This is a genomic window from Nocardioides sp. LHD-245, assembly GCF_030929495.1.
In the GTDB taxonomy this organism is placed as follows: Bacteria; Actinomycetota; Actinomycetes; order Propionibacteriales; family Nocardioidaceae; genus Nocardioides.
Genome location: NZ_JAVFWN010000016.1, coordinates 63463 through 75624 on the forward strand (window position 1 = coordinate 63463; position 12162 = coordinate 75624).

The following is a 12162-nucleotide window of genomic DNA, read 5'->3' on the forward strand; positions in this document are numbered from 1 at the left end:
TCATCGCTCTGCCTCCGCCGGCAGCTCCGCGTCGACCGCCCACCCGCCCCCGGGCGCCGGCCCGGCGCGCAGCGTACCGCCGAGCAGGTTCACCCGCTCGCTCATCCCCAGCAGCCCGAAGCCGTGGCTCGCCGGCCGCGCCGGGTCGACCTGGCCGTCGTCGCTCACCCGGAGCCGCAGACGTCCGGCGTCCTCGGCGACCCTGATCTCCACCCGCGAGGCGTTGCGGGCGTGCCGCAGCGCGTTGGTCAGCGCCTCCTGCGCGATCCGGTACCCGGCTGCGTCGACCTGGGGCCGGATCCCGGCGAGATCGCCGGCCAGCTCGACGTCGACGACCGGGACCGGGTCACGGCGGGCGAGGGACCTCAGGTCGGCGACGCCGGGTCGGGGCGCGTAGTCCGCCGGCGCTCCGTCGCGCAGCACCCGGACCATCGCCCGCATCTCCGCCAGGGTCCGCGACGCCTCCCCTTCGATGACCTCCAGCGCCTCGATCGCCGCCTCGGGTCGCTTCCTGGCCATCGTCCGGCCGGTCTGCGCCTGCACCGCGATCGCCGAGACGTGGTGGGCGACCGAGTCGTGCAGCTCACGCGCGAGGCCGACCCGCTCCTGGCTGCGGACCTGGTCGAACGCCCGGCGCCGGCTCTCGGCGCGGTAGCGGAACGCCGCTCCGCCCGCCACGACCGCGGCCAGGACGGCGAGCCCGCCGAAGAGCTCAGCCGGCCCGGTGTAGTCGGTCACGGCGCTGAACCCCGACACCGCCGCGGCCACCACCAGGCCGACCACGATCTGTCGTCCCGATCCCCAGCGGACCAGGGCGTAGACGAGCACCAGGACGTAGGTCATCGTGGTCAGGCCCACCCCCGAGACCCCGGCCAGCTGACTCGCCAGTCCCAGGAACAGGCCGGTGCCGAGGCCCACCACGACGCAGGCCAACGGGTGCGTACGCCGCCACAGCAGCACCGGTGCGAGTGCGATCGCCACGACCGTCGCGACCGGGCGCCAGGTGACGTCCTCGACGAAGACGCCCTCGAGCAGCGCCGCCACCATCAGCACGCCGACCAGCACCCGGTCACGCCGCGCCGGCGGGGGCGGGTCGGCGGCACGCGGCTCGTCCCAGAGCGAGCGCAGGGCGGTCGTGATCACCCACCCAGCCTAGGGATCGCCGGCATGTCGAGTATCGGCCGAAAGAACGAGACGGGTCCGGCCTCGATGACGATGTGGCGGAGGCCCGGGCGCCGCGAGGCTTCCGGTCATGATCACCGTCGACCACCTGACCAAGAGATATCGCGGCGCGACCGCCGTGGACGACGTCTCGTTCGCCGCCCGCCCGGGCCGGGTGACCGGCTTCCTCGGCCCCAACGGGGCCGGCAAGTCGACCACCATGCGGGTCATGGTCGGCCTGAGCCCGGCCACCTCCGGCCACGTGGAGGTCCTCGGCGGCCGGTACGCCGACCTGCCGAACCCGGGCCTCGCGATCGGCGTACTCCTCGACGCCTCGGCCCAGCACGCCGGCCGGACCGGCCGCGAGGTGCTCACCATCGCGGCCCGCACCATGGGGCTGCCGACCAGCCGAGTGCCCGAGATGCTGCGCCGCGTGTCGCTGACGGAGACGGAGGGCGACGGCAGGATCCGCAACTACTCCCTCGGCATGCGGCAACGGCTCGGCATCGCGACGGCCCTGATCGGGGACCCCGAGGTGCTCATCCTCGACGAGCCCGCCAACGGCCTCGACCCCGCCGGCATCCGCTGGATGCGCGACCTGCTGCGCGACTTCGCCGACCAGGGCGGCACCGTGCTGCTGTCCTCGCACCTGCTGCACGAGATCGAGGTCGTCGCCGACGACCTGGTCGTCATCGGCAACGGCCGGATCGTCGCCCAGGGGAGCAAGCAGGACCTGCTCTCGACGGCCGGGACCGTCGTCTCGTCCGCGGACGACACCCGGCTCGCCGGCGCCCTCGCGGACGCCGGCATCAGCGCGTCACCCTCGGGCGGAGGCTCGCTGCACACCCCCGCCGATCCTCACCTCGTCGGCCGGATCGCCCTGGCGGCCGGCATCGCCCTCACCGAGCTGCGCTCCGCGGACAGCGCCGGTCTGGAGGAGATGTTCCTGGAGCTCACCGCGGAGTCCCAGCGCGACGGCAACGTTCCCGAAGGAGGGGCAGCAGCATGACCACCCAGGCCGCTCAGACCGCCACGACCACCGCGACCGCCCGGCGCGCCGTACCTCCGATCCCGACCAGCCGGATCGTCGGCGTCGAGCTGCGCAAGATGTTCGACACCCGCTCCGGCTTCTGGCTGCTCCTGAGCATCGGCGTCCTGTCGGTCGTCGCGACCGCGGCCGCCATCGTCTTCGCCCCCGAGCGCTCCCTCAGCTACGAGACCCTCACCACCGCGCTCGGCTTTCCGATGACGCTGCTCCTCCCCATGATCGCGATCCTCGCGGTCACCAGCGAGTGGAGCCAGCGCAGCGGACTGACGACGTTCACGCTCGTCCCCAGCCGGGGGCGGGTCATCGGCGCGAAGGCGATCGCGACCATCGTCGTCGGGATCGTGTCCATGCTGGTGGCCTTCACTATCGGCGCCGTCGGCAATGTCGTAGGCTCCGCCCTCGCCGGGGACGACGCGGTGTGGAACATCGGGCCCGCCCACGCCGCCCAGATCGTCCTGGGCGACCTGGTGGGGATGGCCATCGGCTTCACCCTGGGCGTGGTGCTGCGCAGCTCCGCAGCCGCCATCGTCGGCTACTTCGTGCTGTCCTTCGTCCTCTCCGGCATCCTGCTGCTGCTGGCCCAGGTACGGGAGGGGTTCACCGACCTCCAGCCCTGGCTCGACTGGAACCACACGCAGGTCGTCCTGTTCGAGGGCGAGACCTCCTCGGTCCAGGAGTGGGTCCAGCTCGCAGCGACCACGATGCTCTGGATCGTCGTACCGCTCGTCGTCGGGCTGGTGCTGCTGCGCCGCTCGGAGGTCAAGTAGCCGGTCCTGAACTCACGCCGCTGCGCGGCCTTCCGCCCGGGCCTCGAGGAAGCGTGCTCAGGCCGTGTCGCCGCTGGGGAGGATGGCGCAGCGGGTGGGCCGGGTGAACGGGTCCCGCTGGTCCCGCACGATCCGGACTGCTGCACCCGGCTCGAGCGGGCCCAGCTCCTCGGGCAGTCGCCGACACTCGCTCACCAGGAGCAGGCGATCCGTCGTGCGGACGGTGACCTCCGTGGGCCACCAGTCGCCATCGGGCTCACCGGTGACGCGCAGCGAGACCACGACGGCGTCCTCCAGCACGCTGCCGCCCCGGAACGGTTCGCGGAGGCGGACCAGGGCGACCGGGTCCGCGCCACGCTCGAGCCGGACCAGGTGCTTCATGGTCGGGAACCTGCGGATGCCGATCAGGGTCCCCGGCCTCGCCGACCAGCCATCACCCGCACGGAACCGGTGATCGCCGTGGACCAGCTCGGACGTCGCCGATCCCAGAGGCCGGGCGATCACGCGGACCCGGTGCTGATCGTCCGCGCCGGCATTTCCCCAGTCGGCGATCTCGACCCCGACCACGACGGCCACCTCCAGCTCCGTCCCGGGTCGCGGTCGCTCCGCGTCGTCGTCGGAGACGACGAGCACGGTGCCGACCAGGCTCGACGCCGTCGCGGCGCCGAACAGCACCCACGACCAGTGCGCGTCGGTCAGCAGCAGGATCGCGACGGTCGCCACGACGGTGAGGACCTCGAGGGGCAGTGCGACGCGGATGCGCCGGCGGACCCGCTGCAGCTGCCGCGCGTGGACCGCCTTCATGAATGCATCGGGCTCGCCGGTGTCTCGCGGGATGCTCATCAGAACCACATGGGCCACAACGCCCAGCGCCCATCCCGACCCGACCGCCGCACGGTCAGCTCGGTCACGACCACGTCACCGGAGTGGCGTACGGCGGCGATCTCCTCGGCCCTCAGGAAGCCCTGGACACTCAGCGCGGAGCCGGTACGCATGAAGGTGACCACGACCTCCACCTGACCGGCGCGAACCGTGCCGGTCGGCCGGATCCTCGAGATCGGGAACCGCTCGGGGTGGGGATCGCGCAGCAGCTCCTCGGCTCCATCGTCGAGCAGGCCGAGCGCACGACGGTGCCCCAACATCACCCGGGCGACGGCGACCGCATCCAGGTGCCAGGCCGGACGCCAGGTGTTGCCCCGCAGGTCCGAGAAGCCCGGTGGCTCCGGATACACCGGCAAGAAGGTGCCCGGGCGCAGGTTGACGGCGTCGTTCGCATCCAGCCGAATCGTCGTCCGCTCCCCGTCGGGAAGCCGGAGACGCAACGCCGTCGGGACGGTCCCGGTCTCGTCCGCGCCGCTGCCATCGGGCAGCTCGACGAGCTCGGCCACCACCGGATCGACGGCACAGACGCGGTCGTCGGGATAGGGTCCGCCGGCGAGCCAGTCGTGCACCGCCATCGGGCCCCTCGCCCAGCGCGAGACCACGGCGTCGAAGTAGCTCGCGGGATCGTGCGGTGCGGGCGGGCCTGCCTTCAACTCACGCCACGCCGCGATCTCGAAGCCCCAGACCATCAGGCAGACCAGCGCCGCGACGAGGAACAGGATGACGGCGACGATCTGGTCCGCGTCCATCGTTGTCCTCGCTCCCGGCTCCCTCGCTCCTCGGTACGACGGAAGTTCATCGCAGGGGCGGGGCTACCGATCCCAACATCGCCGATCCGGCTCAGAAGTCGTCGTCCGCGGCGAGCAGCTCGGCGACGAAGGCGTCGTCGGGCGGTGCGGCCAGCCGCGTGCGGACGAACCTGCGGACCCGATCGCGGGTCTCGCGGGTCTCGCCGTCGCCGACCCCGACCCGAATGCTGGTCGCGGCCCAGTCGTGGTTCCACGCCGCGGACTCGGTGAGCGGCAGCGGCAAGGTGGCGTCCCCGCCGGCGCCGAGCTCGCCCGCCGCGGCGACGTCGCCGCTGCGCAGGGCGACCCGGATGCCGGCGCTGAGCGGGTGACCGGCGGCCGGGTCGGCGAGCGCGGCCCGTACCCGGGCGACGAGGCCCTCCCCGGCCGGTCCGGTCATGGCGACCGACCACGTCACGGTGTCCTCCGCTGCGTCGAAAAGCCCCGGGGGGACCGCGGTCCAGCTCACCGAGTCGGTGCCCGAGGCGAGGGCGGCGGACGGGTCGAGGCGAGGATCCCCGCCGGCGACCAGCGCGAAGTCGGCGCGCCACCGGGTGGGCGTCGTACCGATGTCCGGCAGGTCGCCGAGCTCGGCGCACGCGTCGAGCAGGTCGGCGACCCGCGGGTCGGCGGGGTACGACATCAGGCCGGCCAGTCCCGCCAGCAGCCCGTCGACGTCGGAGTCGAAGGTCTCCTCGGCGAAGTACTCCTCGAGAGCGGCCGTCAGGACGGCGAGCTCGGCGCCGAGCACCGCCCCGTCCAGGGCGACGATGCCGTCGCGGGCACTCGCCGGCCACCACCGGCTCATCCAGTGCCCGAGGGCGAGTCGGCGCAACGGCGCCAGCGCCTGGTGGTCGAGGTCCACCTCGAGCGGCGTGCTGCTGTCGGCCTCGAGCAACCGGGCGTGGCCCTCCACACCGACCAGGCGCCACAGCCAGTCCGCGGCGTCGAGGTCGGTGAGGGTGATCCGGGGCGGGCTGTCCGGCTCGTCGACCGTCCACTCGAGTACGGCGCCGCTCACCTCGAGCACGGCAGCCAGTGGCGGTGGGTCCACGTCGGGCCCGCCGGTCCAGAGTCCTTGTCGCGCCGTGAGCCTCATGCCGCCTCCGGGTCGAGCATCGCCTTGATCTGCTGCCGGTGGTCCAGGCTGACCGACCGCGCGATCCCGGTGAGCAGCGCGCACATGTCGGCGGCGTCCGTGCAGGGCTCCTGCCACACGTCACGGCCGTGCAGCCGGGCCCACAAGCGGCTGAGGTAGGGCCGGACGAAGCCGGCGAGCTCGGTGACCACGTGGTGTTGGCGGGGATGCAGTGCCTGGTCGTCGGCGAGGAGACGGCGCGCATGCAGCACGTAGGCCTCCTTGCGGAGCCGGGCCTGGATGCCCGCCACCAGTGCGGTGTCGGCCTCGGCGTGCGTTTCGAGCGGCGCCAGCTGCACGCCGACGACGACGCCGTTGACCATCGTCGCCTGGAGGTCCTCGGCCAGCAGGCCCCACGGCGCACAGGCCCGGTCGGCCTCCTCGGCGCACAGCTCGGGCACCGCGGGCAGGTGCTCGCGGTCGCGCGAGCGGCGCAAGGTGGCCCGGACCCGCTCGGCGACGCTGCGATCCAACGGCCGGTTCGACCGATCGTCGACCACGTCGGGGCGCTGCTGGGGCGCGGTGGCGCAGAGCCCCAGGTCGACGACGGACCACGGCGCGGTGCCCGCGGTGCGGATCCGCACACCCAGCTCGTAGGGGGCGTCCTCGGTCACGAGTGCGCTCCACGCCTGTTGTCGTTCGTGGCGCGCCCGACGCGTGGAGGCGTCGCCGTGGACCGCCCGCAACCGGTCGAGGAATCCGTCGACGTCGGCCGGTGCCGGTCGTACGTCGGCCCAGGCCCGCTCGACCTGCGCGGCCAGCTCGCGGAGGCCGGCCGGATCGGCGAGGAGCGCGTCGAGGGCCTCGACCGCATGGGTGTCGCGGCCGCCGTGGACCTCGCGCAGGATCGCGTCCGGTCCGTCGGTGTCACCGCCGCGGGGCTCGCCGCGGGTGACGGCGAGCTCGAAGCACACCGTGAAGTAGAGCTCCTGTGCGTTCCCGTCGGTGATCCTCAGCGCGCGCCGACGCGCCTTGAGGACGGCGAACCAGGCCGCGCAGGCGCGCAGGGTGTCGGCGTGCGCGAGCAGCTCGGTGTGCAGGTCCTGGGCGACATCGGCGCTCAGCAGGGGCGCGGAGAACTCCGGATGCACCCGGAGCCGGAACACCAGCGGATCGAGGATCCGCTTCACGGTCCGGCTCAGCGGTCCGCCGTCGCGACCGCTCAACACCTCGACGCCGGCGCCGATCTCGCGCCACGCGCCATCGATCACGGCCCGTCGGGGCAGCCCCGACGCCGGTGACGGGACCGCTGACGGGGACCGGGCCGGGGCAGTCATCGAGTGCCCCCCTCGCTGAACCGGTAGGTCACCACTGCGGCCCAGTAGATCGGACTGACCCGGAGGTCCCCCTCCCGCCAGCGCCGCATCTGCGCCCGCTGCCAGGTGTTGACCGCTCGCCCCGGATCGGCGGCGCGATGGGCGGTGTCGACCGCTTCGACCAGCTCGGACATCAGGTCCTCGCTGCCGGCGGTCGGGAGCGCCGACGGATCCGGAGCAGCCTGCCGGAAGCCGGCGGCGGTCGGCAGCGACCACAACGTCGCGGTCACCACCTCGGCTCCACCGAGCACCATCGCCGCGACCAGTCCGGCCGCCTCGTCGAAGCGGTAGTCGCCACCGGACGCGCAGGCCAGCAGGGCCACCCGCGGCGGGATCGGCGCGCCGAGCTCGAGCAGGTCGCGCACCTGGAGCGGCCGGTGCTCGCCGACCGGATCAGCCGCCCCCTCGACGTCGGCCCGGCACGCCAGGTGCAACGCCGTGCCCTCCGCACCGCCTCCGTCGGGGGCGGCGCTGACGTGTCCTACGAACACCATCCGGCTGGGGCGCTGCGCGAGCTGATCGGCGAGCCACCGGCGATCGGTGTCGGTGCGCCGGAAGAGCTCGACCGGGTCCGCGACCACGGGCAGGGTCGCCGCCCGGGCGACCGCCGCTGCGTAGTGGCGGCTGAGTCTGGTGTCGGGAGCGGGCCGGCCGAGCACCGAGCCGAGCGCGCCGTCCGCGCGTTGCCCGGGCACCCGCGGGTCGAGCACCAGCAGCGGACGCTCCTCGTCGACCGGTCCCGTCGACCGGTGGTGCGCGGCGATGTTGGCCGGCACCGCCATCGCGACGTCGGCCAGCTCCATCAGCCGGAACCGCTCGCGGAAGGTGTGCCGGCGTGCGTCCGGCCACTCGATCTGGGCGGCGCCGGTGCCGGCGGTGGTGATCGCCTCGGCGCTCGAGCGCAGCATCGAGAGGAAGTCCGGCGCCGACGTGGGCACGGCGAGCTGTCCCCACGGCACCCGGCCCAGCCGGGCGCTGGGCGCCACGAAGAGGGACGGCCGCGGCTCGGCGACGCAGTCGAGGACCAGCTTCCACGCCTCCATCGGGATCAGGAGTACGGCGAGGCGATAGGCCAGCGTGAGCTCGGCGTCCGGATCCCTGAACCCACCGTGGTTGCGGGCACGCGCCACGGCTTCGGCGGTGGTCTCGCCTCCCCGTGGCTCGGGCAGGGCGTCGGCCAGCTCGTCGAGCGCGGCGAGGAGCAGCGGCTCCTCGAGGGTCCAGGTGACGCTGCGCTCGGGCGCTCCGACCACCCGCAGGCTGGCGTACGTCGCCACGCCCACGTCGGCGTACCGCAGGACGAGGACGGTGGGCCCGGTCATGGCCAGGTCCGCCACATCGGCTCGTCGGTCGTGATGGTGCGGCCGTAGCGGGAGGTGGCGAGCTCGCGGTAGTGGCGCAGGATCGGCGGCGCGCCGGGGTCCATCTGCAACGCGGGCGCCGGGCCGATCCGGGTCAACGAGACCGATCTCCTGGACGTGGTCAGCATGTCGCCCGGGTGCTCCGGGAGGACGGCGAAGGGCAGGTCGGTGGTCGCCGGGACGGGTCCACCGTGCTCGGGCTCGGCGGTGTCGAAGGCGCCACGGACCGCGTGGTGCTCGATCAGCTCGGCGATGAGGGCGGTGTTCTCCCACGCGTGTGCGATGGCGAACGCGCCGGCGTACATCGGCGCGGAGATGCTGGTGGCCCATCGCGCGCGGGCCGCCGGGTCCGCGATGGCGTGCCGTTCGGCGTCGACGGCCAGCGCGGCCGGGACGATCAGCTCCGCTGCCTGCTCCAGCTTGCCCATGGCACGCCGGTGCATCCGCGACCCCGGGCGCGAGGAGTAGACGGCGAGCTCGCCCTGGGGGTCGAACCCCAGGTCGGCCAGGGCATCAGCGCGCCACACCATGCCGAGCTGGAAGTCGAGCCGGGCGTACTGCACCCACGTGCTGCGCGGCCACCCGTCGAGGACCTCGCGCGCCTGGGCGAGGTACTCGACGGCCGCCGGGAAGTCGCTGCGGAAGATCGGCGCCCAGCTGCGCTGCAGCAACAGGCGATGCACCTGGAGCGACTTGTCGACCTCACGCCAGTGCCGCTCCGCCTCGTCCCAGCACTGCTCGACCATCTCCAGGTGGCCGCACGCCAGCGCGACCAGCCCGCGCTGGTACCAGACGCGCGACACCTCGTGGGCGCGCGCGTGCTCGGCGATCACCGGGTAGCACTCGACGTACAGCTGGTCGGCGGCGATCAGGTCGCCGTCGGTCCACCGGATGATGCCGCGTTCCAGCTGGGAGCGGGCGGCGTCCAGGCGCCATCCGCGGGCCTCGGCGCGCGCCCCGGCCCGGCGCAGCCAGGGCTCGGCCTCGGCGAGACGGCCGGTCTCGACGCAGAAGCGGCCGTAGCCCAGGCCCGCGCTCACCAGCAGGCGATCGCCCCAGAGGTCGTCGTCCCCCGACTCCTCCACCATGGCGATCACCTCCTCCCACAAGGGGATCGCGGCGGCATATCGGTCGTCCTCGCACAGTGCGTCGGCACACCGGATCCGCGCATGGGCCATCAGATGCCGGCGCTCGCGCGCGTGCCCGGTCATCGGTACGGCGTCCAGCGCGGCCAAGGCGGCGCGGGCCCCGTCGTGATCGCCCCGGGCCGCGGCCAGGCCGGACTCCAGATAGGGGGGCCACCCGGCGTACTGCTCGATCATGGCCTGGATCTCCGGGACCGTCAGCGTGAGCTCGGCAGGCGGGTCGGGGTGGGTGCCGGCCAGGATGGCGGCGTACTGCGTGAGGACGTGGTCGAGCTGGCGGGCACAGTCGGCGGCCCGGTCGTGGGCGGTGCGGACCAGGAAGATCTCGCCGAGCTGGGCGAACACCGCGGACATCCAGTCGTCGCGATCGGCCTCCTCGATCGTCGGCACGAGGGGCATCAGCAGGGCGTGGGCGGCCTCCTCGTTGCCTGCGAAGGCCAGCTGCCGGGCCCGATCCAGGTCAGCACGCATGGCTCCAACCTAGGGGTCGCGAAAACGGCGACCTCCCCGGCATCGCGACCGTGGGCCACGGTGCCGGGGAGGGCTGCGCCGGAAGGGGCGGCGCGATCACGTGCAGCTGATCGTGATCTCGAACGCCTTGGTGATCATCTCGCCGGTCGGGTCCGTCATGTCGGCGCCGGCCGCCTCGCCGGTGAGCGTGTAGGTGTCACCGTCGACGCTGACCTCGGCGGAGCCGACCTCCATGCCACCCATCGAGGAGACCGCGAGCGCGGTGCCGTCGACCACCATCGAGAACGCCTCCACCTTCGGTGTGTCCTCGTCGGTCAGCACGATGCCGAGGCCCTGCTGACCGCCGGCCGCCCCGCTGGCGATGGTGATCTTGCCGCCCTGCCTGACGCACGTGACGGTGCTGAGGTCGAGGCCCTCGAGGTCCTTGCCCTCGACCTTGACGGAGGTGTCGCCGCCGGAGCTGACGCTCGTGTCGCCCTCGTCCACCGCGGCGTCGCCCTCGTCCGCCTCATCCACCGGTGCGTCGTCCTTCGACCCGGAGTCCTCGGTGCTGCCCTGGCTGGTGGAGTCGGTCGTGGTGTCGCCCTCGTCCTCGGAGCAGGCGGTCATCGTGCCGGCCAGAGCGAGGACGGCGATGCCAGCGGTCAGGAGGTTCTTGAGCTTCATGGGTTGTCCCTTCTCACTACGTCGCCCGAGTGGCGTCGTCATGCAGGGAGTCCATCCCCTGGCCCCAGCTACCGATCCCAACTTCCGGTGAGCCGCAGCGCGCCGCTGAGTGGGTCGACGTGCGCGACGGGCTCGTCGAACACGCGGCGTACGTTCCTCCCCGTCACGCCTGAGCGACCACCCCCAGATGAGTCTGGTGGTGCGACGCGTCCACTGCCTCGTCGACGAGGGCGATGGCGTGGTCGGCGTACGTGATCCGCGCAGCGGCGTCACCGGGAGCCAACTGGTATCCGCCGGTAGGTGCGCCGCCATGATCGAAGTCGCCGCTCGGGCTGATCGCCACCCAGCCGAGGCCCGACGCGCGCAGTACGTCGAGGGCGGCGAGGTGGCTCAGATAGAACGAGCGGTACTCCTGCGGGTACTCGAAGGTGTCCATGAGCGGTGTCCCGGTCGCGTCCGGAAGCAGCGATGCGAGGCCGACCCAGACCAGCCGGGCACTCCCCACGACCTCAGCCAGTCCCTGTGCGGCGGCGGGAAGGAAGACTGCTGGGTCGCTGGACGCGTCGTAGACGGCGGCGATCACGGCATCCTGACCGCTGACCGTAGCGGCCAGCGTCGCAGGGTCGGTGATGTCACCGGCCCTCACTGTCACGTCCGCCGGGGCCTCGTACGCTGCTGGGTCCCGCACCACCGCGGTGACCTCGTGGCCTCGGGCCACTGCCTCGGCCACTGCGGCGCTCCCCGCGCGCCCGCGGGCGCCGATCACCACGATCCTCTTCGTTGCTGCCATGGGGGTGAGGCTAGATCGACCGTCGGTTACCGATCGGATACCTACAGTGGGGCCATGACGCCGTTGCGAGCCGACATGTTCGATGAGATCTGCCCGTCGACCCTGGTCCCGCTCCGCATGGCTGACAAGTGGGCCCCGCTGGTCATCCGTTGCCTCGAGGAGGGGCCTCGTCGCTTCTCCGAGCTCCGGGTCCCGATCAGGGCGAGCGCGAAGGCGCTGACCACGTCCCTGCGGCGCCTGGAACGTGACGGCTTCGTGTCACGTTCGGCTGTTGGACGTTCGGTGACCTACGCGCTGTCGCCGCTGGGCGAGAGCCTCCTGGCCCAACTCGAGGTGTGGTGCGCGTGGGCTTCCGAACATTGGGACGACCTCCTCGACGCCCGCGACCCGGTCGGCTGATCGCTGGAAACGGCCTCACCACGCCGGAAATAGTCCGCCCGGTCGACCTCGGTGCCGACTCGGAGGACGACCTCGCAGCCGCGGTGAGGCAGGTGATCCGTCCTACGCCGCTCACCGTCCAGGCTGGCTGTCCCGGCTCGGCGGGCGAGTGGTGGCGGAAGCCGAGCCTTCCCGTGGTCAGTCCGGTGCGCGCCGTGTCGTTCGGCACCCGTGGCGTCCTTGATGCCGAC

At 72.9% G+C, this 12162-nt stretch carries 12 protein-coding genes; 3 read left to right on the top strand and 9 right to left on the bottom strand.

What is annotated here, in order from left to right; genetic code table 11:
• Entirely contained in the window at positions 1-1143 is a 1143-nt protein-coding gene (locus RB608_RS22195; RefSeq protein WP_308090248.1) for a sensor histidine kinase, read from the bottom strand.
• Between the two features lie 109 nt (positions 1144-1252).
• Between RB608_RS22195 and RB608_RS22200 the strand changes: the two genes are divergently transcribed.
• Both RB608_RS22200 and RB608_RS22205 read left to right on the top strand, forming a co-directional pair.
• Positions 1253-2170 (top strand): ATP-binding cassette domain-containing protein, encoded by a 918-nt coding sequence (locus RB608_RS22200; protein ID WP_308090249.1) that lies wholly within the window; start codon positions 1253-1255, stop codon positions 2168-2170.
• Entirely contained in the window at positions 2167-2976 is an 810-nt protein-coding gene (locus RB608_RS22205; RefSeq protein ID WP_308090250.1) for an ABC transporter permease subunit, read from the top strand. Before RB608_RS22200 ends, RB608_RS22205 begins: the two co-directional genes overlap by 4 nt.
• Positions 2977-3033: 57 nt before the next feature.
• Here RB608_RS22205 and RB608_RS22210 read toward each other — a convergent pair whose 3' ends face one another.
• The 8 genes from RB608_RS22210 to RB608_RS22245 form a co-directional block, all read right to left on the bottom strand.
• Positions 3034-3819 (bottom strand): hypothetical protein, encoded by a 786-nt coding sequence (locus RB608_RS22210; RefSeq protein WP_308090251.1) that lies wholly within the window; start codon positions 3817-3819, stop codon positions 3034-3036.
• Positions 3819-4607, bottom strand: coding sequence for a hypothetical protein (locus RB608_RS22215; protein WP_308090252.1), 789 nt, complete (start codon positions 4605-4607; stop codon positions 3819-3821). The genes RB608_RS22210 and RB608_RS22215 overlap by 1 nt, the downstream gene beginning before the upstream one ends.
• A 91-nt stretch (positions 4608-4698) precedes the next feature.
• Positions 4699-5745: a hypothetical protein gene (locus RB608_RS22220; protein ID WP_308090253.1), complete on the bottom strand. Its 1047-nt coding sequence runs from the start codon at positions 5743-5745 to the stop codon at positions 4699-4701.
• Positions 5742-6995 carry a hypothetical protein gene (locus RB608_RS22225; protein WP_308090254.1) on the bottom strand — a complete coding sequence of 418 codons (1254 nt, stop codon included), beginning with the start codon at positions 6993-6995 and terminating at the stop codon, positions 5742-5744. The genes RB608_RS22220 and RB608_RS22225 overlap by 4 nt, the downstream gene beginning before the upstream one ends.
• Positions 6996-7057: 62 nt before the next feature.
• Positions 7058-8422 (bottom strand): CHAT domain-containing protein, encoded by a 1365-nt coding sequence (locus RB608_RS22230; RefSeq protein WP_308090255.1) that lies wholly within the window; start codon positions 8420-8422, stop codon positions 7058-7060.
• Positions 8419-10077 (bottom strand): hypothetical protein, encoded by a 1659-nt coding sequence (locus tag RB608_RS22235; RefSeq protein ID WP_308090256.1) that lies wholly within the window; start codon positions 10075-10077, stop codon positions 8419-8421. The genes RB608_RS22230 and RB608_RS22235 overlap by 4 nt, the downstream gene beginning before the upstream one ends.
• Positions 10078-10173: 96 nt before the next feature.
• Positions 10174-10743 (bottom strand): lipoprotein LpqH, encoded by a 570-nt coding sequence (locus tag RB608_RS22240; protein ID WP_308090257.1) that lies wholly within the window; start codon positions 10741-10743, stop codon positions 10174-10176.
• A gap of 163 nt (positions 10744-10906) precedes the next feature.
• Complete coding sequence (locus RB608_RS22245) at positions 10907-11533, bottom strand: NAD(P)H-binding protein (protein WP_308090258.1); 627 nt, start codon at positions 11531-11533, stop codon at positions 10907-10909.
• A 54-nt stretch (positions 11534-11587) separates the two neighbouring features.
• On the opposite strand from RB608_RS22245, the gene RB608_RS22250 reads away from it, so the two are divergent.
• Entirely contained in the window at positions 11588-11932 is a 345-nt protein-coding gene (locus RB608_RS22250) for a helix-turn-helix domain-containing protein (protein ID WP_308090259.1), read from the top strand.
• Positions 11933-12162 lie beyond the last annotated feature (230 nt).